Here is a 24,294-nt window from a genome sequence, read left to right on the forward strand (position 1 = left end):
CTGCTGCGGCGCATGATCGAGGTCCAGGAGACCTACGGGGGCAGTGTGGTGGCCCTGATGGAGGTCGCGCCGGAGCAGATCCACCTGTACGGCTGTGCCGCGGTGGAGGCCGCCGCGGACAGCGACGTGGTGCGGGTGACCGGTCTGGTGGAGAAGCCGGAGGCGGCCGAGGCGCCGTCCCACTACGCGATCATCGGCCGGTACGTGCTGGACCCGGGCATCTTCGACGTGCTGCGCACCACCGGGCCGGGGCGGGGCGGGGAGATCCAGCTGACCGACGCCCTGCAGCAGCTGGCGCAGGACGAGTCGGTGGCCGGCCCGGTGCACGGCGTGGTCTTCAAGGGCCGCCGCTACGACACCGGCGACCGCGGCGACTATCTGCGTGCCATCGTCCGGCTCGCGTGCGAACGTGAGGACCTGGGCCCCGACTTCAGGGCCTGGCTCAAGCGGTACGCAGCCGAGGAGATGTAACGACGTTGAGCAGCGCCGAGTCCCGCACCGCCGATCCGGACCGACTGTGGTCGGTGGACGAGCACCTGGAGGACATCCTCGCCACCGTCCGCCCCCTGGACCCCATCGAGCTGCAACTGCTCGACGCCCAGGGCTGCGTCCTCGTTGAGGACGTGACGGTGCCGGTGTCCCTGCCGCCGTTCGACAACAGCTCCATGGACGGCTACGCGGTGCGGGTCGCGGACGTCTCCGGCGCGAGCGAGGAGTTCCCGGCGGTCCTCGAGGTCGTCGGGGACGTCGCCGCGGGCGCGTCCGACCCGGTGCGCGTCGGCCCCGGACAGGCCGCCAGGATCATGACCGGCGCCCCGCTGCCGCCCGGCGCCGAGACGGTCGTCCCGGTGGAGTGGACCGACGGCGGGCTCGGCGAGGGCCCGGTGAGCGGGATGCGCGCCCGCAGCCTGTCCCCGGAGCAGGCCGGCGGGCACGTGCGCGTGCACCGGCCGGCCGGGGCGCGCGCCCATGTGCGCGCCGAGGGCAGCGACGTACGGGCCGGCGACCGCGCGCTGCGGGCCGGCACGGTCCTCGGGCCGCCGCACATCGGGCTGCTCGCCGCGATCGGCCGCGGCTCGGTCCGGGTGCGCCCGCGCCCGCGCGTGGTCGTGCTGTCCACCGGCAGCGAGCTCGTCCAGCCCGGCGAGCCGCTGGGCGGCGGCCGGATCTACGACTCCAACAGCTTCGCCCTGACCGCGGCGGCCCGCGACGCCGGCGCCATCGCCTACCGGGTGGGGGCCGTCGCCGACGACGCCGACGAGCTGCGCTCCACCATCGACGACCAGCTGGTGCGCGCCGATCTGCTGGTCACCACCGGCGGGGTCAGCGTCGGGGCGTACGACGTCGTCAAGGAGGCGCTGTCGCGGGTCGGCGACGAGGACGAGCCGGGCGCGGGCGTGGAGTTCCGGCGGCTGGCCATGCAGCCGGGCAAGCCCCAGGGCTTCGGCTCGGTCGGCCCCGACCATGTGCCGCTGCTGGCGCTGCCCGGCAACCCCGTGTCGTCGTACGTCTCCTTCGAGCTGTTCGTCCGCCCCGCCATCCGCACCCTCATGGGCCTGCCGGACGTGCACCGGCCGACCGCCCGGGCCACCCTGGCCGCGGACAAGGCGATCGGTTCGCCCCGGGGACGCCGGCAGTTCCTGCGCGGCAGGTACGCCGACGGCGAGGTCACCCCCGTCGGCGGCGCGGGCTCGCATCTGGTCGCCGCCCTGGCGCAGGCCGACGCGCTCATCGTCGTCCCCGAGGACACCGAGTCCGTGGAGCCCGGCGCCGAGGTCGAGGTGGTCCTGCTCGGCTGAGCCGGCCGGCCGGGCGGTACCGTGTCGCGCACAGCACCCGCGCCGCGAGGCGGCGGGCCCGGACCGGGAGCGCCACACAGCATGAGCACGCCTTCCCGGGGGGAGACCCCCGGACCCTCCGCACAGGACGGAACGCAGGACGAGACCCAGGACGGGACCCAGGACGGGACCCGCGACGAGACCCGCGACAGGGCCTCGGACGCGCCGCGGGACCGGGCCGGGGACCGCGGTGAGACCCCGGCCGGGGACCGGCTGACGCACATCGACGAGGCGGGCGCCGCCCGTATGGTCGACGTCTCCGGCAAGGACGTCACCGCGCGCACCGCCCGCGCCAGCGGCCGCGTCCTGGTCTCCCCGCGCGTGGTCGAGCTGCTGCGCGGCGAGGGCGTGCCCAAGGGCGACGCGCTGGCCACCGCGCGGATCGCCGGGATCATGGGCGCCAAGCGCACCCCGGACCTGATCCCCCTGTGCCACCCCTTGTCGGTGTCGGGTGTGAAACTGGACCTGTCGGTCGCGGACGACGCCGTGGAGATCACGGCCACCGTGCGGACGACGGACCGCACGGGCGTCGAGATGGAGGCGCTCACCGCGGTCAGCGTGGCCGCGCTCACCGTGATCGACATGGTCAAGGCGGTCGACAAGGGGGCGGTCATCACGGACGTGCGGGTGGAGGAGAAGACGGGCGGCAAGTCGGGCGACTGGAGCCGGGCATGAGCTACCGCGCTCTGGTGGTCACCGCGTCCAACCGGGCGGCGGCGGGCGTCTACGAGGACCGGGGCGGCCCGCTGATCGCCGAGGGCCTGCGGCGCCTGGGCTTCGCCGTCGACGGGCCGCGGGTCGTCCCGGACGGCGACCCGGTCGAGGCCGCGCTGCGCGCCGCCGTCGCCGAGGGCTACGACGCCGTCGTCACCACCGGCGGCACCGGCATCTCGCCCACCGACCGCACCCCCGAGGCGACCCGCCGGGTGATCGACCACGAGGTGCCGGGCATCGCGGAGGCGGTCCGGGCGTACGGGCGCGAGAAGGTGCCCGCCGCGGCGCTGTCCCGGGGCCTGGCCGGGGTGGCCGGGCGCACGCTGATCGTCAATCTGCCGGGGTCGACCGGCGGTGTGAAGGACGGTCTGGCCGTCCTGGAGCCGCTGCTGGTCCATGCCGTCGACCAGCTCCGCGGCGGGGACCACCCGGGAGCCGGCCACGGGGGTGCGAGCTGAACACCCCGTCCTGGCCCGTCGTGCTGACCGAGGGCGATGTCGTCCTCCGGCCGATAAAGCTGCGCGACCAGCGGCTCTGGCGCGAGGTGAACCGGCGCAACCGGGACTGGCTCAGACCCTGGGAGGCGACCATTCCGCCGCCCACGCCCGGCGGGCCGGTCACCCATCGCCCGACCTACCGCCAGATGGTGCGCCATCTGCGCTCGGAGGCGAACGCGGGACGGATGCTGCCGTTCGTCATCGAGTACCAGGGGCGCCTGGTCGGGCAGTTGACGGTCGCCGGAATCACCTGGGGCTCCATGTGCTCGGGACACGTGGGCTACTGGGTGGACGAGGCGGTGGCGGGCCGCGGGGTGATGCCGACGGCCGTGGCGCTCGTGGTGGACCACTGTTTCCGCACCGTCGGGCTGCACCGCATCGAGGTCTGCATTCGCCCCGAGAACAGGCCGAGCCGGCGGGTGGTGGAGAAACTCGGATTCCGCGAGGAGGGGCTCCGGCCGCGTTATCTGCACATCGACGGAGCCTGGCGCGACCACCTGGTGTACGCGCTCACCGCGGAAGAGGTCCCGGAAGGGCTGCTGAACCGCTGGCGCCGGTCGCGTCCGCGCAACTCCGAGAACAGCCCGGGGAATCCGGCGCGACCCGGAAATTGAATAAATGTTCGAAGATGATCGCCTCGTGAACTGGTGCCGATCGTCTTGGGGACATTGAATTCGCTGCCTTGACGGCCTGTTGATCGCATCGGTCACAAAAAAAGTTCGAAATATCAGCCAGATCGTGCGACACACCGGCTCAATTGGCAGATGGCCTCACGCAAACCCCTCTACCGTGTGAGGGGTGAGCAGCAGCGGCCTCATCTACGCAGTCATTGTCGGGGCCTGGGCCGCCTACTTGGTGCCGATGTGGCTCCGTAGGCAGGACGAGCTGAACGAGGCCCGTCCGACGGAACGCTTCAGCACCGCCATCCGGCTGCTGTCCGGACGGGCGGGTATGGAGCGCCGGTACGCCAGGGACCTGCGGGCGCGCTCCACCGAGGAGGGGGAGCCCAGCGCCGTGGATCCGGACGCCGTCACCGACTCGGTGGACGTCCGGGCCTTCGCCGTGCCTCCGGCCGGCACCCAGGAACGCATCCCGGCCCAGCCGCGGCCGGCGGACGACCGCACGGCCGGACAGCGCGGCCGGAGCGCGCGCGACGAGCGCGACCGGCGCGGCGCACCCGCCGGGCAGGCCGGAGGCGACGCGCACGACGGTCCCGACGCGCACGACGGTCCCGGCGCACAGGACGGACCCGGAGCACACGGCCACGACCGCCCCGGCGCGCGCGACCGGCGGCAGGCGCCCGCACGCAAGCGCGTACCCGCGGCCCGGCGCGCACCCGGCGCGGAGGCGGCCGCGGCCCGCGCCCGGCGCTCCAAGGTCCTCGCCCGCCGCCGGCGCACCACCGTCCTCCTCTTCCTCGCCTTCACCTTCGGCGCGATCGTCGCCGCGGTCGGCGGACTGGCCTTCCTGTGGGCGCCCGGCGTGCCCGCCGTGCTGCTCAGCGGATACATCGCGTATCTGCGCGCCCAGGAACGGCGCCGTTTCGCCTACCAGATGGACCGCCGCCGCGCCGAGGCCGCCGCGCAGCGCCTGCGCGAGAGCCGGCACCAGCCGCGCCGGCGCGCCACCGCGGACCCGGCCGGCGACGAACCCGAGACGGCGCCCGAGCCGGAGACGGACCCGGGACTGTCCGCGCTGGCCGCGGACCGGCGCGCGCTGGTCGAGCAGACCGACCACGCCGAGTGGCTCGACCAGCAGCGCGAGCGCCAGCGCCGCCCCGGCGCCGGCGACAGCTGGGACCCCGTACCGGTGCCGCTGCCCACCTACGTCACCGCCCCGGTCGCCCCGCGGGCCACCTCCGACGTCGACCTGGGCGCGCCCGACGCCTGGAGCTCGGCGCGGTCGTCGTCCGCCGTGCCGGAGCAGGAGGCGGCGCCCGCCGCCGCGGAGACCCCGGCGCACGACGAGCCGTCCGACGGCGGCCGCACCGACGCCGTCCCCCGCGCGCGGAGGCGCTCGCGCGGCGGGACCCCCAACGCCGCCTCGGCCCGCCGCTCCCGCGAGCGCGGCCGGACCCCGCTCTTCGACCAGTACGAGGACGGCGACCGGCCGCGGGCCGCCAACGAGTAGCCGTCCCTGACCTGCCCGGGAACGGATTTCCAACCACCGGGACCGGGATGCTAGAGTTTCACTCGTTGCAAGGGCCTGTGGCGCAGTCCGGTAGCGCACCTCGTTCGCATCGAGGGGGCCAGGGGTTCAAATCCCCTCAGGTCCACGCAGCTCGAAGCCCCGGCCGGGATCTCCCGGCCGGGGCTTCGGCATGTCGTACGGCGGTCCGGGGCCGCAGGCGGCAGGCGGTCGCGCGGAGTTGGAGCGGCGGGCGCGGGCCCCGTGGCGCCCGCGGTCAGAGGCGCTTGGCGAAGCACATGCTCGACTCGTACTCCCGGTAGTAGCCGAACTTGGCGCACGGCTCGTAGCCGCAGGAGGTGTACAGGGCGATCGCCTCGGGCTGCTGGTCGCCCGTCTCCAGGACCATGCGGACCCGGCCGGCGGCGCGCGCGTCCTCCTCCAGGACGGCAAGCATCCTGCGGGCCAGCCCCCGGCCGCGCATCTGCTCGACGACGTACATCCGCTTCAGCTCGGCGTCGCCGTCCTCGTTGCCCTCCTCGTTGCGGTCCTGGCTGCGCCAGCCGCCGGTGGCCACGGGGGTGCCGTCCGTGTCGTACGCGATGAGGTACAAGCCGTGGGGCGGCCGGAAGTCCGCCGGGTCCAGCGGGGTGGCGTCGCCGCCGTCGCCGTAGCGGACGTGGTACTCGGCCTGGACCTCGTCGTTGAGCTTGACGGCGTCGGGGTGGTCGAAGGGTCTGGGACGGATAATCATGTTGAGAACCGTATATCAATGCGATCGGTAGCGGGGGCGTGCGCGGGTGGTCTCTTACGAGGCCCCGTCCAGTGTGCCGGTAAGGTGCCCGGGTGCTGACTGTGACCTCCGCCAATGTCAATGGGCTGCGCGCCGCCGCGAAGAAGGGCTTCGTGGAATGGCTCGCGGCGACCGAGGCCGATGTGCTGTGCCTCCAGGAGGTGCGCGCCGAGCCGCACCAGCTGCCCGCACACGTCGGAGCGCCCGAGGGCTGGCACGTCGTGCACGCGCCGGCCGCCGCCAAGGGCCGGGCCGGGGTCTCCCTCTACACCCGCCGGGAGCCCGACCGGGTCCGGATCGGCTTCGGGTCGGCGGAGTTCGACGGCAGCGGCCGCTACGTCGAGGCCGACCTGCCCGGTGTCACGGTCGCCTCCCTCTACCTCCCCTCCGGCGAGGTGGGCACCGAGCGGCAGGACGAGAAGACCCGCTTCATGGGCGAGTTCCTCGCCCACCTCAAGGAGTTGCGCGCACGCGCCGCCGCCGACGGCCGCGAGGTCCTGGTCTGCGGCGACTGGAACATCGCCCACCAGCAGGCCGACCTGAGGAACTGGCGCGGCAACACCAAGAACTCCGGTTTCCTCCCGGAGGAACGCGCCTGGCTCACGCGCGTGCTCACCCCCGAGGACGGCGGCTACGTCGACGTCGTCCGTGCCCTGCACCCGGACACCGAGGGCCCGTACACCTGGTGGTCGTACCGGGGCCGGGCGTTCGACAACGATTCGGGATGGAGGATCGATCTCGCCGTGGCGACGCCCGGGCTCGCTCAGCGCGCGGTCAAGGCAGTGGTGGAGCGAGCGGCCAGCCACGCCGAGCGCTGGTCCGACCACGCGCCGGTCACGGTGGTGTACGACCTCTAGAGCGGCCGGAGCGCCGGCGCCCTCCGCGCGGAACGGCCGGCGCCCTCCGCGCGGAACGCGGGCCGTCACGGCTGTTTGTGCAGGCGGCGGTCCAGGGCCATGGAGAGTTCGGCCTCGACGACGCTCTTGGCCAGGGGGCGCAGGCGCTGGAGGTCCTCCTCCGGGGCGTGGCGGAGGATCAGGTCGGTGAAGAGGGCGGCCAGGGCGTCGGCGTGTTCGCGGACACGGCGGCCGGTGGCGAGCACCTCCGCCAGCGGGATGCCCTCGCGGACCAGGGCGGCGGAGACGTCCAGCAGGCGGCGGCTGATGTGGACGATCTCGTCGCCGTCGGTGCCGAGGTAGCCGAGTTCCATGGCGGCGGCCAGGTTCTCCGCGGTGACCTCGCCGGCGAAGTGGTCGGCGAGCGCCTCGGGGGTCAGGCGGACCGGGGTCTCCTCGGTGGGGCCGCCCACGCCGAGCAGGTCGCCGACGTCGCGGCCGTGGTCGAAGGCCTCGGCCAGCTCGGCGATGCCGCTGAGGGTGTGGCCGCGTTCCAGGAGCGCGGAGATGGTGCGCAGGCGGGCCAGGTGGTGGTCGTCGTACCAGGCGATGCGGCCCTGGCGGCGGGGCGGCGGGATCAGCTTGCGCTCGCGGTAGAAGCGCAGGGTGCGCACGGTGATGCCGGCCAGCCGGGCCAGCTCCTCCATGCGGTACTCGCGCGGGCCCCCGCCCCGTCCGTCGCGTCCTCCAGCGTCTTCTGCCACGGCAGCAGCCTATGTTGTACCGCCGGTAACTTTCCTTGCCCGCCCCCTACCGATCGGTACGGGGCTCCTCTACCCTCCCCATTGCGCCAGTGTTCACTGGCAGAGTCGCTGTGAGGAGGGGCGCTCCATGGCCGAGCATGGGCAGGGGCACGAGGACGGGCACGTGCGGGTGGCGGTGATCGGGTCCGGGTTCGGCGGGCTGGGCGCCGCCGTGCGGCTGCGCCGGGAGGGGATCACCGATTTCGTCGTGCTGGAGCGGGCCGGCAGCGTCGGCGGCACCTGGCGCGACAACAGCTATCCGGGATGCGCCTGCGACGTGCCGTCCCACCTGTACTCCTTCTCCTTCGCGCCCAACCCCGACTGGCCGCGCACCTTCTCCGGGCAGGAGCACATCCGCGCCTATCTGGAGCACGTGGCCGACGTGTTCCACCTGCGCCCGCACATCCGGTTCGACTCCGAGGTCAAGAAGATGACCTGGGACGCGGAGCGGCTGCGCTGGCACATCGAGACCACCGGCGGCAACCTCTCGGCCGATGTCGTGGTCTCCGCGACCGGCCCGCTGTCCGACCCGAGGATCCCGGACATCCCGGGGCTGGACACCTTCCCCGGCAAGGTCTTCCACTCCGCGCGCTGGGACCACGACTACGACCTCCGGGGCAAGCGGGTCGCCATGGTCGGCACCGGCGCCTCGGCCATCCAGATCGTGCCGTCCATCCAGCCCGAGGTCGCCCGGCTCACCGTGTTCCAGCGCACCCCGGCGTGGGTGATGCCCCGCGTCGACCGCGCGGTCAGCGGCGTGGAGCGCGCGCTGCACCGGGCGCTGCCGGTCACCGCCCGGATGCGCCGCGGACTGCTCTGGGGCATCCGCGAGCTGCAGGTCCAGGCGTTCACCAAGCACCCCGACGAGCTCGGTCTCGTCGAACGGCTGGCCAGGCGCAACATGGCCCGCGCCATCAAGGACCCCCAGCTGCGGGCCCGCCTGACCCCGGACTACCGCATCGGCTGCAAGCGGATCCTGCTGTCCAGCACGTACTACCCGGCGCTCGCGCAGGACAACGTGGACGTCGTCGCGAGCGGGCTGAGCGAGGTCCGCGGCTCGACGGCCGTGGCCGCCGACGGCACCGAGGCGGAGGTCGACGCGATCGTCTTCGGCACCGGCTTCCACGTCACCGACATGCCCATCGCCGAGCGGGTCGTGGGCGCCGACGGCCGTACGCTCGCCGAGAGCTGGAAGGGCGGGATGCAGGCGCTGCGCGGCGCCTCCGCGTCCGGCTTCCCCAACTGGATGACGATCATCGGCCCCAACACCGGCCTGGGCAACTCCTCGATGATCCTGATGATCGAGTCGCAGCTGAACTACCTGGCCGACTTCCTGCGGCAGCTGGACGTCCTCGGCGGCCGGGCCGCCCTCGACGCCCGCCCGGAGGCGGTGGCCGCCTGGAACCGCAAGGTGCAGGAGCGGATGAAGCGCACGGTGTGGAACACCGGCGGCTGCACCAGCTGGTACCTCGACGCGAGCGGCCGCAACACCACCATCTGGCCCGGCACGACCACCGAGTTCCGGCGGGCCACCCGGCGGGTGGACCTGTCCGAGTACGAGGTCCTGCGCGCGCCCGCCCGCAAGGGCGCCGGCGAGCGCGAGCGGACCGAGGCGGTGGACGCGTGAGCCGTCCCGCCTCCCGGCCCGCCCGTTCCACCCGTCCCGCCCGTCCCGCACACGTCACCTCCGGCCCCTACGCCCCTCCCGCCGCGGCCCGGGAGCTGACCGCCGTCTCCGCCGACGGCGCCCGGCTGCACGTGGAGGTGCACGGCCCGCAGGACGCGCCCGCCGTCGTCCTCGCCCACGGCTGGACCTGCTCCACCGCCTTCTGGGCCGCGCAGATCCGTGACCTGGCCGCCGACCACCGGGTCATCGCCTACGACCAGCGCGGCCACGGCCGCAGCCCGGCGAGCCCGGCCTGCGGCACCGACGCCCTCGCCGACGACCTCGAGGCCGTGCTCGCCGCGACGCTCGCCCCGGGCGAGCGGGCGGTGGTCGCCGGCCACTCGATGGGCGGGATGACGGTGATGGCCGCGGCCGGCCGTCCCGGCTTCCAGGAGCACGCGGCGGCCGTCCTGCTGTGCAGCACCGGCAGTTCACGGCTGGTCGCCGAGTCGACCGTGCTGCCGCTGCGGCCCGGCCGGCTGCGGACCCGGCTGACCCGGAGCGTGCTCGCCTCGCGGGCGCCGCTCGGCCCGGTCACGCCGATGGCCCGCCGCGTCCTCAAGTACGCGACGATGGGCCCGGCCTCGGAGCCCGGGATGGTCGAGGCGTGCGCGCGGATCGTGCACTCCTGCCCGCGCGGGGTGCGCCACGCCTGGTCGCTGGTGCTGGAGTCACTGGATCTCGACGAGGGCGTACGGCAGTTGAGGGTGCCGGCCGCGGTGGTCGCGGGCACGGCCGACCGGCTCACCCCGCCGGTGCACGCGCGGGCGCTCGCCGCCGCGCTGCCGCAGTGCGCCGGCCTGACCGAGCTGCCGGGAATCGGCCACATGACGCCGGTGGAGGCGCCCGGGACGGTCACCGGCAGGATCCGGGAGCTCGTCACCGCCCATGTACGCGCACACGACAACGACGACGACGCACGGATCAAGGAGGGCGCATGAGCAGGGTGAGCCTGGAGGGCAAGGTCGCGGTCGTCACCGGGGCCGCACGGGGCGTGGGCGAACTCCTCGCGCGCAAACTGTCCGCGCGCGGCGCGCGGATCGCGCTGGTGGGCCTGGAGCCGGACGAGCTGAAGCAGGTTTCCGAGCGGCTGCACGGCGAGAGCGCGTACTGGCACGCCGACGTCACCGACGACGAGGCGATGACCCGGGTCGCCCGGGAGGTCGGGGAGCGGTTCGGGCGGGTGGACATCGTGGTCGCCAACGCCGGTGTGGCCACCGGTGGTCCGTTCACCGAGTCCGACCCGGAGTCCTGGCGGCGGGTGATCGAGGTCAACCTCATCGGATCGGCCGTCACCGGGCGGGCGTTCCTGCCCGCGCTGCTGGCCAGCCGCGGCTATCTGCTGCAGATCGCCTCACTCGCCGCGATGACCCCGGCGCCGATGATGACGGCGTACTGCGCCTCCAAGTCCGGTGTGGAGGCGTACGCGCACGCCCTGCGGGCCGAAGTCGCCCACCAGGGCGTGCGGGTGGGCGTCGCCTACCTGTCGTGGACCGACACGGACATGGTGCGCGGCGCCGACCAGCACGACGTGATGCGGGAGTTGAGGCAGCGGCTGCCGTGGCCGTCCAACAAGACCTATCCGCTGGGACCGGCGGTGGACCGGATCGTCCAGGGCATCGAGCGGCGGGCGGGCCATGTGTACGGGCAGTGGTGGCTGCGCGGGATGCAGGGCGTGCGCGGCGGTCTGCCGGGGATCATCGGGACCGTGGGGCCGCGCCAGATGCGGCAGTTCGCGGACCGGCTGACGGGCATGCGGACCGGGCTGGTCGGGGCGGGCGGAGCGGCCGACGAGCAGCACCGGACCACCGCCGCTACCGACCGTCACTGATCGACATGCGCAGGGTGACCGCCCGTGTGAATCTGGTCGAGGCCGATCCCCCCATCGACTCGGGGATCCCCTCACCCACAACGGGAGTGAAACAGCATGGGCATGAAGGACAAGTTCCAGGACCAGTCCGAGCAGCGGCAGCAGCAGGGCCGCGAGAAGGCCGGCGAGGGCCGGGAGAAGGCGGGCCAGCGCTCCTCCCAGCAGCGTGAGCGTGCCCGGCAGGGCATCGGCGACACGCCCGACGAGATGGAGGACCGTCTCAACGAGGACTACGACCGGTAGTCGCTGGTTGCCGCGCTCGGCCTCGGGCCGGGACGACGTGGGGCGCCCTTGTGTGCCGGGGCGCCCCACGTCCGTGCCCAGCACCCCACGTCCGTGTCCGTGGCCCCACGTCCGTGTCCGTGGCCCCACGTCCGTGTCCGTGGCCCCACGTCCGTGTGCAGGGCCCCACGTCCGTCGGGCTCACCCGCCGCCGGGCCGCGGGGGCAGCGGGGGCCGCGAGCGGTCGGGTACGTCGCTGTAGTCGGGCGGGGTCGCCGCGGGGTTGGACTCCAGCAGTTCCAGGGCGAGTTCGATGGCGTCGTCCATCTCGACATGGCGGCCCTCCGCCCAGTCCATGGGGGTGCGCAGACTCTCCACGTCGGGGGCCACGCCGTGGTTCTCCACGGACCAGCCGTAGGCGTCGAACCAGGCCGCGTTCATCGGCACCGTGATCACCGTGCCGTCCACGAGCCGGTGCCGGCCGGTCATGCCGACCACACCGCCCCAGGTGCGCTGGCCCACCACCGGGCCCAGCTTCAGCAGCCGGAACGCCGCCGTGATCATGTCCCCGTCGGACGAGGTCGCCTCGTCGGCGAGGGCGACGATCGGGCCCCTGGGCGCGTTGGAGGTGTACGACACCGGCTCCGCCCACCGGGTCAGGTCCCAGCCCAGGATGGTGCGGGTCAGCTTCTCGATGACCAGCTCGCTGATGTGTCCGCCCGCGTTGCCCCGTACGTCCACGATCAGGGCGGGCCGGGACACCTCCACGCGCAGGTCCCGGTTGAACTGCGCCCAGCCGGAGCCGCCCATGTCGGGGATGTGCAGATAGCCGCACCGGCCGTCGCTCATCTCCCGTACCACCGCGCGGCGTTTGGCCACCCAGTCCTGGTAGCGCAGCGGCCGCTCGTCGATCAGCGGGACGACGGCCACCCGGCGCGGCGGTCCCCCGCCCTCGGCGGGCGAGAAGGTCAGCTCCACCGTCGTACCGCCCGACCCCGCCAGCAGCGGGTACGGCCCCGCCACCGGATCGACCGGGCGCCCGTCCACATGGGTCAGCACGGCGCCCTCCCGGACCCCCGTGCCGGCCAGCGGCGAGCGGGCCCTGGAGTCGGAGGAGTCGCCGGGCAGGATCCGCCTGACCAGCCAACTGCCGTCACGGCACACAAGGTTGGCGCCGAGCAGACCCTGCCACCGCTGATAGTGCGCCGGGCCCTCGTTGCGGCGGGCGGCGGCGACGTAGGCGTGGGAGGTGCCCAGTTCGCCGAGGACCTCGCGCAGCAGGTCGGCGAAGTCGTCGGGGGAGGCGACCCGTTCGACCAGCGGGCGGTACTGCGCGAGCACCCCGTCCCAGTCGATGCCGCACATCCCGGGTTCCCAGAAGTAGGCCCGGATCAGCCGCCCCGCCTCCTCGTAGGCCTGGCGCCACTCGGCGGCCGGGTGGACCGTGTGCAGGATGCGGCGCACGTCGATCCAGGTGGTGCTGTCGCTGTCGCCGAGCTCCGTGGCCGGCACCGCGCGCAGGTCCCCCTCGTCCACCACGACCAGCCGTGTGCCGTCGCCGCTGACCGCGAACCAGTCGAGGTGGCCGACCAGTTCGGCCTTCTTCGCCTTGCTGATGCTGAAGTGCTCCAGCGTGGGCCGGCCCGTCATGTCGTCCGGGTTCGCGAACGTCTCGCCGAGCGCGCCGGAGATCGGCCAGCGCAGCCAGACCAGCCCGCCGCCCGCGACCGGGGACAGCCCGGAGTACTTGGAGGCGGTCACCGGGAACGGCGTCACCCGGCTCGCCAGCCCCTCGGCCTCCACGGTCACCGCGCCCGACTCGCCGCCGTCGTCCACCTTGACCGGGTCGAGACCGCCGGCCGCCGGCCGTCCCTCGGGGTTCAGCGCGAACGGGGAGGGGGTCGCGGAGGACAGCGGGACCAGGTACGGCTTGCAGCCGAGCGGGAAGGACAGGTCCCCGGTGTGCACGTCGTACACCGGGTCGAAGCCGCGCCAGGACAGGAAGGCCAGATAGCGGCCGTCCCGGGTGAACACCGGGTTCTCGTCCTCGAAGCGACCGTCGGTGACGTCGACGACCTGGCGGTCCTTTATCCGGGCCATCCTGATCTGCCGCAGGGCCCGGCCGACCGTGGGATGCGACCAGGTGACCCAGGCGCCGTCCGGGGAGAAGGCGAGATCCCGCACGGGCCCGTTGACGGACCGCGCCAGCTCGGTCACCACCCCCGGCGGGGTCCCGGAGCCGTCCGGACCGGGGGCGTCCCCGGGTTCGGCGCCGTCGCCGGAGTCCGTGTCCTGCTCGGCCCCGGGGCTCTCGGCGGGGTCCGTGTCCTGCTCGGGCCCGGGGTTCTCGGCGGGGTCCGTGTCCTGCGCGGGCCCGGCACTCTCGGCGGGGCCGTCGTCCCGGACGGGTTCCGTGCCGTCGGCGGGGTCGGCGTCCTGCGGGGGACCCGTGGGCCGCGCGGTGCGCGCGCCCTTCGCGGTCAGCGGGGATTCGTCACCCTGCGCCGGGTGCGGGACCTCCGCGCCCTCCGCGTCCGCCGCACCCTTCCCTTCTTTCGCCGCTCCCCCTTCTCCCCCTTCTCCCCCTTCTCCCCCTTCTCCCCCTTCTCCCCCTTCTCCCTCTCCTCCCTCTTCTCCCTCTTCTCCCTCTCCTCCCTCTCCTCCCTCTCCTCCCTGGCCTCCCCCTTCTTCGTCCCCCTCCGGCGGCACCGTCAGGTCCAGCAGCAGCAGACGGCCGTCGTGGGAGGCCACGGCCAGGCGTTCGCCCGCCGGGTCGGCGACCATCTCCAGGACGCGCCCCAGCCGCCCGGAGGCGAGCCGGCGGGGCGGCCGGGCGCCGGTGGCCCGCGGCAGGTGGGCGATCTCGACGGCGTCCTCGCCCTCGGCGTCGGTGACGTAGGCGACCTGACCCGTCTCGCCGAGCATCTCGGGCAGCCGGATGCGCACGCCCGGGTTGTCGATCAGGGTGCGGGCGGGGCCGTCCCGGTGGGTGAGCCAGTGCAGGGAGCCGCGGACGACGACCGCGCTGGCCCGCCCCGTCTCGTCCACCGAGATGCCCTCCACGTGCTGGGCGGCCGGCACCTGGTAGGGGCGGCGGCCCGCCTGCGCGCCGCTCAGCCGTACGTCCAGCCGGCGCGGCACGGAGTCGGGGGACAGGTCGTCGACGATCCACAGGTCCCCGGCGCACTGGTACACCACCCGCGTGCCGTCGCTGGCGGCGTGCCGGGCGTAGAAGGCGTCGTGGTCGGTGTGCCGGCGCAGGTCGGAGCCGTCGTGGGCGCAGGAGTAGAGGTTGCCGACGCCCTCGTGGTCGGAGAGGAACGCGATCCGGCCGCAGACGAACATCGGGCACGCGAGGTGGCCGTCGAGGTCCGCGAGCAGCCGCCGTCCGTGCAGCCAGAGCCGGCCCGTGGCGCCGCCCCGGTAGCGCTTCCAGGAGGCGGGTTCGTGCGGCGGGGTGCCGGTCAGCAGCAGGCTGCGGCGTTCGCCGTCGAGGTCGGCGACCTGGATGTCGGAGACCGGTCCCCAGGGCAGCTTGCGGCCCGGGGAGCCGTCGGTGCCGACCTTGTAGGCCCAGGTGAAGTAGGAGAAGGGCTCGGCCTGGGAGGTGACGGCGAGGATCGCGGTGTGGCCGTGCTCGTCGGGCGGGCTCCAGCCGCAGACCCGGGTGTCGGAGCAGCCCCAGTACGTCAGCTGCCGGCCCGGGCCGCCGTCCACCGGGACCAGGTGGATCTCGGGGACCAGACTGCGCCAGCTCGTGTACGCGATGTGCAGGCCGTCCGGCGAGAAGCGGGGGTGACCGGTCTTGGTGCGGTCCACGGTGAGCCGCCAGGCACGGTCCGCTCCGTCGAGCGGCGCCAGCCAGAGGTCGTCCTCGGCCACGAAGCAGAGCAGATCGCCGCTGAGGTGCGGCAGACGCAAGTAGCTCACCTCCCCATGCTTCGCCGGGGGATGGAGCCGGGCAACTCGTGGGGAGGACGGGGGTTCGCCCGTGCGGTCGCGCCCGGGTGGCGGCGGACGGGCAGAGGTGATCCAGGACACGTACGAAACGGTTTCGTTTCGTTCCGGGTCGCGCTATTCTCCTCGTGTACGAAACGGTGTCGTTCCGAGTGGCGCCGGTGGACGGGAACAGGAGAGGGTGACGGCATGACCGAGGGCACGAGTCCGCGTCGCAGCCGGATCACCCCCGAGCGCGAGGCCGAGCTGTACGAGGCCGTGCTCGACCTGCTCCGGCAGGTCGGCTACGACGCCCTCACCATGGACGCCGTCGCCGCCCGCACCAAGTCCAGCAAGGCGACGCTCTACCGCCAGTGGGGCGGCAAGGCCCAACTGGTCGTCAAGGCGCTGCGGCACGGCAAGCCGGGCCACTTCGACGAGATCGACACCGGTTCGCTGCGCGGCGACCTGCACGCCCTGGTGGCGCTGGAGGACGACTGCACCATGGAGCGCAACTCCGCGCTCATGCGGGGCGTCGCCATGGCGATGCACCACAACGACGATCTGCGCCGGGCCTTCCGGGAGCAGGTCATCGACCCGGAGATGGGCGGGTTCGGGCAGATCGTGCGGCGGGCGGTGGACCGGGGCGAGGTCCGCCCGGACTGTCCCGCGCTCGGCTTCCTGCTGCACATGATGGTCGGCGGTTTCGCCACCCGGGCCCTGCTCGACGACCAGCCGCCCACCCGGGCCTTCCTCACCTCGTACATCGACGCCGTGGTCCTCCCCGCCCTCGGCGTGCCCGTCCCCTGACACCCCTCCCCAGCAAGCCCACCCTCTGACGCGACCGCTCACGTCGTCGGGCTGATCACCCCTGCCCTGAACCACCCACGACTGACCGGGAGTTACGCCGACGTGGCCACGTTCCTCTACAAACTCGGGCGCCTCGCCTTCCGGCGACGGCACCTCGTCGCCCTGATCTGGGTGGCGCTGCTGACGCTCGCCGGTGTCGGCGCCGCCTCCGCGCCCGCCGCGGGCAACACCTCCTTCTCCGTCCCCGGCACCGAGGCCCAGCGCGCCTTCGACCTGCTCGAGCAGCGGTTCCCCGGCGCGAGCGCCGACGGCGCCACCGCACGCGTGGTGTTCCGCGCGCCCGACGGCGAGAAGATGACGGACGCCGCGAACAAGGCGGCCGTGCGCAAGACCGTCAAGGAGCTGTCCACCGGCTCGGAGGTCGCCTCCGTCGCCGACCCCTACACCGGCCACGCCGTCAGCCGGGACGGCGCCGTCGCCTACGCCTCCGTGAGGTACGAGGTCTCCGGCATGGAACTGGAGGACTCCTCCCGCACCGCGCTGGAGCGGGCCGCGCAGCACGCGCGCGAGGCCGGGCTGACCGTCGAGATCGGCGGCGACGCCCTCAACGCGGCGCCCGAGACCGGGGCGACCGAGGTCATCGGCATCGGGATCGCGGCCGTCGTGCTGGTCATCACCTTCGGCTCGCTGCTCGCGGCCGGGCTGCCGCTGCTGACCGCGCTCGTCGGCGTCGGTATCGGCGTCTCCTCGATCACCGCGCTGGCGAGCACCCTCGACCTGGGCTCGACCACCTCCACGCTGGCGACCATGATCGGCCTCGCGGTGGGCATCGACTACGCGCTGTTCATCGTCTCCCGCTACCGGGCCGAGCTGGCCGAGGGCCGGGCGCGCGAGGAGGCCGCCGGACGGGCCGTGGGCACCGCCGGCTCCGCGGTGGTCTTCGCGGGCCTGACCGTGGTGATCGCGCTGGTCGGACTGTCGGTGGTCAACATCCCGATGCTGACCAAGATGGGCGTCGCCGCGGCCGGCACGGTCGTGATCGCGGTCCTCATCGCCCTCACGATGATCCCCGCGCTGCTGGGCTACGCGGGCCGCCGGGTGAGGCCGGCGGGGCAGAAGAGCAGGATGCTGGGCGGCGCGCGCGCCGCGCGCCGGGCGGGCCGGCCGAACATGGGCACGCGCTGGGCGAGCTTCGTCGTGCGCCGGCCGGTCGCGGTGCTGCTGCTGGGCGTGATCGGGCTGGGCGCCGCCGCCGTCCCGGCCGCCTCCCTCGAACTGGGCCTGCCCGACGACGGCTCCCAGCCGGTGTCCACCACCCAGCGCCGCGCCTACGACCTGCTCTCGGAGGGCTTCGGACCCGGCTTCAACGGTCCGCTGACGGTCGTCGTCGACGCCCGGGACAGCGACCGCCCGAAGGCGGCCTTCACCGAGGTGACCGACGAGATCAAGGGCCTGGACGACGTGGCCACGGTGACGCCGGCCCAGCCGAACAGGGCCGGCGACACGGCGACGGTCACCGTCGTCCCGGGTTCCAAGCCGTCCTCCACGACCACCGAGGACCTGGTCCACGCCATCCGCGGCGCGGGCGCGGGCATCGAGGCCCGGACGGACGCGAAGGTGCTGGTCACCGGCGCCACGGCGATGAACATCGACGTCTCGCAGAAGCTGAACGACGCCCTGGTCCCCTATCTCGCCCTGGTGGTGGGCCTGGCCTTCCTGCTGCTGATCGTGGTCTTCCGCTCGGTGCTGGTGCCGCTGAAGGCGGCCCTCGGCTTCCTGCTGAGCGTGCTGGCCGCCCTCGGCGCGGTCGTCGCGGTCTTCCAGTGGGGCTGGCTGTCCGGCCCGATGGGCGTGGAGGAGACCGGGCCGGTGATGTCGATGATGCCGATCTTCATGGTGGGCGTCGTCTTCGGGCTGGCCATGGACTACGAGGTGTTCCTCGTGACCCGGATGCGCGAGGCGTACGTCCACGGGGAGAAGCCGGCCCAGGCGGTCGTGACGGGCTTCCGGCACGGCGCGCGGGTGGTGACCGCGGCGGCCGTCATCATGATCGCCGTGTTCTCCGGCTTCATCGGCTCCAGCGAGTCGATGGTGAAGATGATCGGCTTCGGCCTGGCCATCGCGGTGTTCTTCGACGCGTTCATCGTGCGCATGGCCCTCGTCCCCGCCGTGCTGGCCCTGCTCGGCCGCCGCGCCTGGTGGCTGCCGAAGTGGCTGGACCGCCTGCTGCCCGACGTCGACGTGGAGGGCGAGGGCCTGCGCACCGGCGGCCCCGGGCACGCCGGTGACGCCGACGAGGAGCGCCGGCTGGTACGGGTCTGAGCCCCCCCCCCGGGCTGGTACGGGTCTGAGCCCGCCCCGCCCGGCAACCCGCTCGCACGGCGGGCGCGCCCCCCGCTAGCGTGCCGTCCATGACGACGACAGCCGCCAACGGCGCCGGGGGCTCCGCTGCCCACCCGCGCTTCGCCGAGGCCCTGGACCGACTGGGCCTCGGCGAGCTCCGCACCCGGGTCCTGCGCCTGCCCGGGGCGGCACGCACCGCCGAGCAGGCGGCCGCGGCCCTCGGCTGCGAGCCGGGCCGGATCTGCAAGTCGCTGATCTTCACGGCATGGCAGTCCCCGCTGCCCGGGGAAGGTGAAGGGCCCCGGGAAGGCGACGGGCCCCGGGAAGGTGACGGGCCCCGGGAGGGCGAGCCGGTGCTGGTCCTCATGGACGGCGCCTCCCGGGTCGACGTCGAGCTGGTGCGCCGGGAACTGGGCGCCGGGCGGGTGACCCGGGCCCGCGCCGACGTCGTACGGGAGACGACCGGCTACGCCATCGGCGGGGTGCCGCCCTTCGGGCACCGCAGGCGCACCCGGGTGCTGGCCGACCGGGGGCTGCTGGAGCAGGAGGTGGTGTGGGCGGCGGCGGGCGACCCGCACGCGGTCTTCCCCATCGCACCCGACGCGCTGGTCGCGCACGCCGGGGCCACCGTGGTGGACGTGCGCGAGCGCACGGCGTGACGCCCGCCGTCACCGCGGCCGTGCTGCTGGCCGCGGTCACGCACGCGAGCTGGAACGCCATCGCCCACCGCGTCACCGACAAGCTGGTCGGGTTCACCCTGATCGCGGGCGGCGGACTGCTGATCGGGCTGGCGATGGCGCCGTTCACCGCACCGCCGGCCCGGGCGGCCTGGCCCTTCCTGCTGTCCTCGGCGGCCATCCACATCGTGTACTACGCGCTGCTGATGACGTCCTTCCGCCTCGGGGACTTCGGGCAGGCGTACCCGATCGCGCGCGGCACCGCCCCCCTGGTGGTGACGGTGCTCGCGGCCGTGTTCGCGCACGAGGTGCCCGACGGCCGGGCGGCGGCCGGCATCGCCCTGTCCTGCGCGGGGCTGACCGGGGTGGCGCTGTGGGGACTGCGCGGGCGCCGTCCCGACTGGGCGGCGATCGGCGCGGCGCTGGCGACGGGACTGTCCATCGCGGCGTACACGGTCGTCGACGGGCTCGGGGTACGTGCCTCCGGGTCCTCCCTGGGGTACTTCGCCTGGCTGATGGCGCTTCATGGCGCGGTGATCTCGGCGTACGCGGCGTGGCACTGGCGCGGGGACACGGTCGCGCTGCTGCGGCCGTTCGCCGCGCTCGGCCTGCTCGGGGCCGTGCTGTCGGTGACGGCCTACGCGCTGGTGCTGTGGGCGCAGACCCGCGCGGAACTGGCGCCGATCGCCGCGCTGCGCGAGTCGTCGGTCATCGTGGGCGCCGCGATCGGCGCGGTGTTCTTCAAGGAGCGCTTCGGCGTGCCGCGGCTGGCCGCGGCGGGGCTGTTGGTCCTGGGCATCGGGCTGATGCTGCACGCCGGTTAGGCCGTGTCGCGGGAGTCCCGCCCGCCCTGCGGGCGGACGGCGCTGCTTCCGCAACACGCCCCGCCCCCCTCGTGGGTGCGCTGCGGCCCGGCGAGGAGCACCCTGGAAACAGGTGTTCCGGAGGTGATCGTCATGATGAAGACCGCTGTGGGATGGCATGTCGAGCTGGAGTTCGAGGAGGACACCGAGCACACCAAGGCGGCGGCGCTGGTGCGTCTGCCCGACGGCACCGAGGTCAGGGGGCACGGACGGGCCAGCAGGCACCACACCGACTCCTACCAGCCGCGGATCGGCGAGGAGATCGCCGGCGCCCGCGCGCTCAACGACATCGCCATGCACCTGCTGACCAAGGCGCACGGCGAGATCGACGACGCGTCGGGGCGCACGTCGCAGCCCATCCACATGTGAGCGCCCCGCCGGCCGTCTCGAGGCGGCCGGCGGGCCCGTTCCTCACGTCGCCGCGCGGCCGCCGCCGGCTCCGGCCAGGGCCGGGGAGGCCGCGACGGCCCGGACCAGCGCCTGGGCCCTGGGGTCCGCGGTGACGCTGGTGCGGAAGGCGTTGGGGATGTAGGCGAAGGCGATGCCCGACTCGGGGTCGGCGAAGCCGAGCGCGCCGCCGCGCCCCGGGTGGCCGAACGAGCCCGGGCCGAGCAGCGGGCCGGCCCCGCCGTGCAGCATGTAGCCGAGGCCGAACCGGGTGTTCACCACCAGCACGCGGTCCGGGCCGAAGGAGTGCTCCGCGCGGGCCAGTTCTGTCGTCTCCGGGGTGAACAGGCGCGTCCCGCCGTCCACTTCGCCGATCAGCGAGGCGTAGAAGCGGGCCAGGCCGTCGGCCGTGGCGATGCCGTTGGAGGCGGGCAGGACGGCGGCGCGGTAGGCGGGGTCGTTCTCGTCGGGCAGCGGGGTGATCGCGGCGAAGGCGCGCCGGGTCAGCGAGCCGGGGTCGGCGTACGCCTCGGCGACGGCGCGCTTGGGGCGGGTGCGCAGCCCGCCCGCCGCGGGCGGCGCCGTCACCTGCCCCACCCGGCCCACGCGCCCGGCCTCGCCCGCCGGCAGCCCGACCCACAGGCCGGCGCCGACCGGCCCGGCGATCTCCCGCGCGATCCACTCGCCGATCGTCCGGCCGGTGACCCGCCGGACCAGCTCGCCGGTCAGCCAGCTGTAGGTCTGGGCGTGGTAGCCGTGGTCCGTGCCCGGCTCCCACACGGGCGCCTGCGCGGCGACGGCCTCGGCGCCGAGCACCGGGTCGGCGGCCTGCTCCGGCGTCAGCGGCCGGTCCAGGACGGGCACGCCCGCGCGGTGCGCGAGCAGGTGCCGCACCAGCGTCCGCTCCTTGCCCGCCGCCTTGTACTCCGGCCAGTGGGCGCCCACCGGCGCGTCCAGGTCCAGCTCCCCGCGCTGGTGCAGCAGCAGGAGTACGGCGGCGGCGACGCCCTTGGTCGCCGAGCGCACGATCTGGGCGGTGTCCCGCACCCACGGCGCGGAGCCCGCCGGGGCGTCGACGTCCCTCGGACCGGCCCACAGCTCGACGACCTTGTGCCCGTGCCGGTAGACGGCGACCGCCGCGCCCCGCTCGCCGCGCAGCGCGAAGTTGGCCGCGAACGCCTCCCCGACCGGCTCGTAGCCCTCGGCCACCGTGCCGTGCACGTCCACGTGCACGGCGACGTCCGTGTCCGTCATCGTCTCGCCCGCCGTCCTCTCGCTCCGCCTGCGACAGCGGGTGCAACAAGGACGCCGGGCCTGCGATTCCTGGGTACGGCTAGCCCAGGACGATCGTTACGTCGATGTTGCCGCGGGTCGCGTTCGAGTACGGGCACACCTCGTGGGCCGCGTCCACGAGCCGGGCCGCGACCTCGGGGTCCAGCACCGGCAGGGAGACGCTGAGGGCGACCGCGAGTCCGTAGCCGCGGCTGGCGTTGGGGCCGATGCCGACCTTGGCGGCGACGGTGGAGCCGGCCAGGTCGTAGCCCGCGCGGTTGCCGACCAGGATCAGCGCGTTGTGGAAGCAGGCGCTGTAGCCGGCGGCGAAGAGCTGCTCGGGGTTGGTGCCGTTGCCGTCGCCGCCCAGCTCCGGGGGCATCGCGACCTTGAGGGCGATATGACCGTCCTGGCTGGTGACATGGCCGTCCCGGCCACCGTGGGCGGTGGCCTCGGCCACGTACACGATCTTCGTGGGGCGCGTGTCGGGGCGCGTGTCGGCAGCGGTGCCGTCAGTCATCGTCGGCCTTCCCGGGAAGAGGTGTGCACAAGTACATCGTGCACAAGGTACTGGCCGGTCGGTCGGTGTCCGCATCCGGGTCCGCACCCGGGTACGGGAGTCCGAGCGGTCGGTCGTCCGGGGCACGGACCTTTCCGGTCAGGGGCGCTGCGCGGCCTCCCCGGCCCGCCGCGCCAGGTCCCACAGCTCCGCGCGCAACCGCGCCACCTCGGCCGGGCCGAGTCCGGTCGTCTCCAGCAGGGTGCCGGGCAGGCACGCGGCCCGCTCCCGCAGTTCCTCCCCGCGCGCGGTGCAGGCGACGAGCACCGAGCGCTCGTCGCGCGCCGAGCGCTCCCGGCGCACCAGCCCCGCCGCCTCCAGCCGCTTCAGCAGCGGCGACACCGTGCCGTAGTCCAGCCGCAGGGCGGCGGCCAGCTCCTTCACCGTGGTCTCGCCGCGCTCCCACAGCACCAGCAGCACCAGGTACTGCGGGTAGGTGAGCCCGAACTCCTCCAGCAGCGGCCGGTACACCGCCGTCACGGCGCGCTGGGCGGCGTACAGCGCGAAGCACAGCTGGTCGTCGAGGAGCAGCGACCCGGCGGCCGCTCGGTTCTCTTGAGGCGTCACGCGCCCATTGTCACGGACCCCGGGTCGAAGCCGAAGGGCAGCTCCAGACGATGGGCGCGCATCAGGGCGTCGTCGCAGAGGAGTTCGCCGGTCGGCCCGTCCGCCGCGATCACCCCCTCGCTCAGGATCAGCGAGCGCGGGCACAGCTCCAGCGCGTATGGCAGGTCGTGGGTGACCATGAGGACCGTCACGTCCAGCGAGCGCAGGATGTCGGCCAGTTCGCGCCGCGCGGCGGGGTCCAGGTTGGACGAGGGCTCGTCCAGGACCAGGATCTCCGGCTCCGTCGCGAGCACCGTCGCCACCGCCACCCGGCGGCGCTGGCCGAAGGACAGGTGGTGCGGCGGGCGGTCGGCGAACTCCTCCATGCCCACTCGCTCCAGCGCGGTGCGCACCCGCTCCTCGAGCGCCGCGCCCTTCAGCCCGGCCGCCGCCGGGCCGAACGCCACGTCCTCCCGCACGGTCGGCATGAACAGCTGGTCGTCCGGGTCCTGGAAGACGATGCCGACCTTCCGGCGGATCTCGGCCATGTGCGCGCGGCCGACCGGCAGCCCGGCCACCGTCACCGAGCCGGTGCCGCCGCTGAGGATGCCGTTGAGGTGCAGGACCAGGGTGGTCTTGCCGGCGCCGTTCGGCCCGAGCAGCGCCACCCGTTCACCGCGCTCGACGCGGAAGTCCACGCCGAACAGGGCCTGGTGGCCGTCGGGATAGGCGAAGGCGAGGCCGGAGACCTCAAGGGAGGCGGGTGCAGTCGTCACAGGACCCATCCCAGCAGACACACGATCAGCGCGGCACACGGGAGGGCCAGGGCGCCGGACCACTGCGCCCGGGAGGCGGTCACCTCGTCGATGACCGGCATCGAACCGGCGTAGCCCCGGCTCACCATGGCCAGGTGCACCCGTTCCCCGCGCTCGTAGGAGCGGATGAACAGCGCCCCCGCGGACTTGGCGAGCACCCCCCAGTGCCGGACGCCGCGCGCCTCGAAGCCGCGCGACTCGCGGGCGATGCGCATGCGCCGCATCTCGTCGGTGATGACGTCGCCGTAGCGGATCATGAAGGAGGCGATCTGCACCAGCAGCGGGGGCAGTCTCAGGCGCTGCAGGCCGAGCAGCAGCTCCCGCAGCTCGGTGGTGGCGGCCAGCAGGACGGAGGCGGCGACGCCGAGGGTGCCCTTGGCGAGCACGTTCCAGGCGCCCCACAGGCCGTTGACGCTCAGGGACAGTCCCAGCACCTCGACCCGCTCGCCCTCGGCCACGAACGGCATGAGCACCGCGAACGCGACGAACGGCACCTCGATCAGCAGCCGCCGCAGCAGGAACCCCGCCGGCACCCGCGCCGCGCGGGCGACGCCGGCGAGCAGGACGGCGTACAGGCCGAACGCCCACATCGCCTCCCGCGGGGTGGACACCACGACCACGACGAACGCGAAGGCGGCGGCGAGTTTGGTGTGCGGCGGCAGGCCGTGCACGGGGGAGTGCCCGTGCCGGTAGAGCCTGTGCGCGTGCCCGGCGCCCATG

General features: G+C 74.0%; 24 protein-coding genes and 1 tRNA gene. 17 read left to right on the top strand and 8 right to left on the bottom strand.

The features are described from left to right. The 7 genes from ACI2LW_RS21035 to ACI2LW_RS21065 form a co-directional block, all read left to right on the top strand. Nucleotides 1–471 (top strand): sugar phosphate nucleotidyltransferase (locus ACI2LW_RS21035; protein WP_404732725.1); only part of this gene is annotated, 471 nt, incomplete at its 5' end. A gap of 5 nt (nt 472–476) precedes the next feature. Then, nucleotides 477–1,799, top strand: a complete 1,323-nt coding sequence (glp, locus tag ACI2LW_RS21040; RefSeq protein ID WP_404732726.1) for a gephyrin-like molybdotransferase Glp — start codon at nt 477–479, stop codon at nt 1,797–1,799. A 285-nt stretch (nt 1,800–2,084) separates the two neighbouring features. Further along, the gene (gene moaC, locus ACI2LW_RS21045) at nt 2,085–2,513 is read left to right on the top strand and encodes a cyclic pyranopterin monophosphate synthase MoaC (RefSeq protein ID WP_404732841.1); all 429 of its coding nucleotides are present in this window, start codon (nt 2,085–2,087) and stop codon (nt 2,511–2,513) included. Continuing rightward, nucleotides 2,510–3,010 (top strand): molybdenum cofactor biosynthesis protein B, encoded by a 501-nt coding sequence (locus ACI2LW_RS21050; RefSeq protein WP_404732727.1) that lies wholly within the window; start codon nt 2,510–2,512, stop codon nt 3,008–3,010. The genes moaC and ACI2LW_RS21050 overlap by 4 nt, the downstream gene beginning before the upstream one ends. Before the next feature lie 20 nt (nt 3,011–3,030). Next, nucleotides 3,031–3,663, top strand: a complete 633-nt coding sequence (locus tag ACI2LW_RS21055) for a GNAT family N-acetyltransferase (RefSeq protein WP_404732728.1) — start codon at nt 3,031–3,033, stop codon at nt 3,661–3,663. Between the two features lie 184 nt (nt 3,664–3,847). Continuing rightward, entirely contained in the window at nt 3,848–5,179 is a 1,332-nt protein-coding gene (gene glpR, locus ACI2LW_RS21060; RefSeq protein WP_404732729.1) for a gephyrin-like molybdotransferase receptor GlpR, read from the top strand. Nucleotides 5,180–5,250: 71 nt separating this feature from the next. Then, nucleotides 5,251–5,324 (top strand) — tRNA-Ala (locus tag ACI2LW_RS21065). Between the two features lie 129 nt (nt 5,325–5,453). On the opposite strand, the gene ACI2LW_RS21070 is transcribed toward ACI2LW_RS21065, so the two are convergent. Further along, nucleotides 5,454–5,930: a GNAT family N-acetyltransferase gene (locus ACI2LW_RS21070; RefSeq protein ID WP_404732730.1), complete on the bottom strand. Its 477-nt coding sequence runs from the start codon at nt 5,928–5,930 to the stop codon at nt 5,454–5,456. 92 nt (nt 5,931–6,022) lie between these two features. Here ACI2LW_RS21070 and ACI2LW_RS21075 point away from each other — a divergent pair, with 92 nt between their 5' ends. After that, complete coding sequence (locus tag ACI2LW_RS21075) at nt 6,023–6,826, top strand: exodeoxyribonuclease III (RefSeq protein ID WP_404732731.1); 804 nt, start codon at nt 6,023–6,025, stop codon at nt 6,824–6,826. Between the two features lie 65 nt (nt 6,827–6,891). On the opposite strand, the gene ACI2LW_RS21080 is transcribed toward ACI2LW_RS21075, so the two are convergent. Next, nucleotides 6,892–7,512 carry a MerR family transcriptional regulator gene (locus tag ACI2LW_RS21080; protein ID WP_404732842.1) on the bottom strand — a complete coding sequence of 207 codons (621 nt, stop codon included), beginning with the start codon at nt 7,510–7,512 and terminating at the stop codon, nt 6,892–6,894. Nucleotides 7,513–7,696: 184 nt separating this feature from the next. Between ACI2LW_RS21080 and ACI2LW_RS21085 the strand changes: the two genes are divergently transcribed. From ACI2LW_RS21085 to ACI2LW_RS21100, 4 genes are all read left to right on the top strand, one after another. Beyond that, nucleotides 7,697–9,235: a flavin-containing monooxygenase gene (locus tag ACI2LW_RS21085; protein WP_404732732.1), complete on the top strand. Its 1,539-nt coding sequence runs from the start codon at nt 7,697–7,699 to the stop codon at nt 9,233–9,235. Continuing rightward, the gene (locus ACI2LW_RS21090; RefSeq protein ID WP_404732733.1) at nt 9,232–10,215 is read left to right on the top strand and encodes an alpha/beta fold hydrolase; all 984 of its coding nucleotides are present in this window, start codon (nt 9,232–9,234) and stop codon (nt 10,213–10,215) included. The genes ACI2LW_RS21085 and ACI2LW_RS21090 overlap by 4 nt, the downstream gene beginning before the upstream one ends. Next, complete coding sequence (locus ACI2LW_RS21095; RefSeq protein ID WP_404732734.1) at nt 10,212–11,105, top strand: SDR family oxidoreductase; 894 nt, start codon at nt 10,212–10,214, stop codon at nt 11,103–11,105. Before ACI2LW_RS21090 ends, ACI2LW_RS21095 begins: the two co-directional genes overlap by 4 nt. Before the next feature lie 96 nt (nt 11,106–11,201). Continuing rightward, complete coding sequence (locus ACI2LW_RS21100; protein WP_404732735.1) at nt 11,202–11,387, top strand: hypothetical protein; 186 nt, start codon at nt 11,202–11,204, stop codon at nt 11,385–11,387. A gap of 180 nt (nt 11,388–11,567) precedes the next feature. Here the strand turns inward: ACI2LW_RS21100 and ACI2LW_RS21105 are convergent, their stop codons facing one another. Then, a complete protein-coding gene (locus tag ACI2LW_RS21105; protein ID WP_404732736.1) occupies nt 11,568–15,296 on the bottom strand; it encodes a S41 family peptidase in 3,729 nt (1,242 codons plus the stop codon). A 216-nt stretch (nt 15,297–15,512) separates the two neighbouring features. Between ACI2LW_RS21105 and ACI2LW_RS21110 the strand changes: the two genes are divergently transcribed. The 5 genes from ACI2LW_RS21110 (at nt 15,513) to ACI2LW_RS21130 (ending at nt 20,364) form a co-directional block, all read left to right on the top strand. After that, nucleotides 15,513–16,112 carry a TetR/AcrR family transcriptional regulator gene (locus tag ACI2LW_RS21110; RefSeq protein ID WP_404732737.1) on the top strand — a complete coding sequence of 200 codons (600 nt, stop codon included), beginning with the start codon at nt 15,513–15,515 and terminating at the stop codon, nt 16,110–16,112. 102 nt (nt 16,113–16,214) lie between these two features. Then, nucleotides 16,215–18,434, top strand: coding sequence for an MMPL family transporter (locus ACI2LW_RS21115; RefSeq protein WP_404732738.1), 2,220 nt, complete (start codon nt 16,215–16,217; stop codon nt 18,432–18,434). An 89-nt stretch (nt 18,435–18,523) separates the two neighbouring features. Further along, complete coding sequence (locus ACI2LW_RS21120) at nt 18,524–19,114, top strand: YbaK/EbsC family protein (protein ID WP_404732739.1); 591 nt, start codon at nt 18,524–18,526, stop codon at nt 19,112–19,114. Then, nucleotides 19,111–19,956 (top strand): EamA family transporter, encoded by an 846-nt coding sequence (locus tag ACI2LW_RS21125; protein WP_404732740.1) that lies wholly within the window; start codon nt 19,111–19,113, stop codon nt 19,954–19,956. The genes ACI2LW_RS21120 and ACI2LW_RS21125 overlap by 4 nt, the downstream gene beginning before the upstream one ends. Before the next feature lie 132 nt (nt 19,957–20,088). Further along, on the top strand, nt 20,089–20,364 hold the full coding sequence (locus ACI2LW_RS21130) for a DUF1876 domain-containing protein (protein ID WP_404732741.1): 276 nt from the start codon (nt 20,089–20,091) through the stop codon (nt 20,362–20,364). A gap of 42 nt (nt 20,365–20,406) precedes the next feature. On the opposite strand, the gene ACI2LW_RS21135 is transcribed toward ACI2LW_RS21130, so the two are convergent. The 5 genes from ACI2LW_RS21135 to cbiQ form a co-directional block, all read right to left on the bottom strand. Further along, the gene (locus ACI2LW_RS21135; RefSeq protein ID WP_404732843.1) at nt 20,407–21,609 is read right to left on the bottom strand and encodes a serine hydrolase domain-containing protein; all 1,203 of its coding nucleotides are present in this window, start codon (nt 21,607–21,609) and stop codon (nt 20,407–20,409) included. 106 nt (nt 21,610–21,715) lie between these two features. Beyond that, nucleotides 21,716–22,174, bottom strand: coding sequence for an organic hydroperoxide resistance protein (locus tag ACI2LW_RS21140; protein WP_404732742.1), 459 nt, complete (start codon nt 22,172–22,174; stop codon nt 21,716–21,718). 138 nt (nt 22,175–22,312) lie between these two features. Then, on the bottom strand, nt 22,313–22,780 hold the full coding sequence (locus ACI2LW_RS21145) for a MarR family winged helix-turn-helix transcriptional regulator (protein WP_404732743.1): 468 nt from the start codon (nt 22,778–22,780) through the stop codon (nt 22,313–22,315). Further along, a complete protein-coding gene (locus tag ACI2LW_RS21150) occupies nt 22,777–23,544 on the bottom strand; it encodes an energy-coupling factor ABC transporter ATP-binding protein (protein ID WP_404732744.1) in 768 nt (255 codons plus the stop codon). Before ACI2LW_RS21150 ends, ACI2LW_RS21145 begins: the two co-directional genes overlap by 4 nt. Continuing rightward, the gene (gene cbiQ, locus ACI2LW_RS21155) at nt 23,532–24,293 is read right to left on the bottom strand and encodes a cobalt ECF transporter T component CbiQ (protein ID WP_404732745.1); all 762 of its coding nucleotides are present in this window, start codon (nt 24,291–24,293) and stop codon (nt 23,532–23,534) included. The genes ACI2LW_RS21150 and cbiQ overlap by 13 nt, the downstream gene beginning before the upstream one ends. Between the last annotated feature and the right edge of the window lies 1 nt (nt 24,294).

The organism is Streptomyces sp. NPDC004065, from assembly GCF_044903565.1.
In the GTDB taxonomy this organism is placed as follows: Bacteria; Actinomycetota; Actinomycetes; order Streptomycetales; family Streptomycetaceae; genus Streptomyces.

Coding starts and splice junctions, on each gene's coding strand:
- moaC (WP_404732841.1), top strand. CDS start 2,085: ATGGTCGACGTCTCCGGCAAGGACGTCACCGCGCGCACCGCCCGCGCC.
- ACI2LW_RS21120 (WP_404732739.1), top strand. CDS start 18,524: ATGACGACGACAGCCGCCAACGGCGCCGGGGGCTCCGCTGCCCACCCG.
- ACI2LW_RS21100 (WP_404732735.1), top strand. CDS start 11,202: ATGGGCATGAAGGACAAGTTCCAGGACCAGTCCGAGCAGCGGCAGCAG.
- ACI2LW_RS21070 (WP_404732730.1), bottom strand. CDS start 5,930: ATGATTATCCGTCCCAGACCCTTCGACCACCCCGACGCCGTCAAGCTC.
- cbiQ (WP_404732745.1), bottom strand. CDS start 24,293: ATGGGCGCCGGGCACGCGCACAGGCTCTACCGGCACGGGCACTCCCCC.
- ACI2LW_RS21085 (WP_404732732.1), top strand. CDS start 7,697: ATGGCCGAGCATGGGCAGGGGCACGAGGACGGGCACGTGCGGGTGGCG.
- ACI2LW_RS21140 (WP_404732742.1), bottom strand. CDS start 22,174: ATGACTGACGGCACCGCTGCCGACACGCGCCCCGACACGCGCCCCACG.
- ACI2LW_RS21080 (WP_404732842.1), bottom strand. CDS start 7,512: ATGGAGGAGCTGGCCCGGCTGGCCGGCATCACCGTGCGCACCCTGCGC.
- ACI2LW_RS21110 (WP_404732737.1), top strand. CDS start 15,513: ATGACCGAGGGCACGAGTCCGCGTCGCAGCCGGATCACCCCCGAGCGC.
- ACI2LW_RS21130 (WP_404732741.1), top strand. CDS start 20,089: ATGATGAAGACCGCTGTGGGATGGCATGTCGAGCTGGAGTTCGAGGAG.
- ACI2LW_RS21095 (WP_404732734.1), top strand. CDS start 10,212: ATGAGCAGGGTGAGCCTGGAGGGCAAGGTCGCGGTCGTCACCGGGGCC.
- ACI2LW_RS21150 (WP_404732744.1), bottom strand. CDS start 23,544: ATGGGTCCTGTGACGACTGCACCCGCCTCCCTTGAGGTCTCCGGCCTC.
- ACI2LW_RS21050 (WP_404732727.1), top strand. CDS start 2,510: ATGAGCTACCGCGCTCTGGTGGTCACCGCGTCCAACCGGGCGGCGGCG.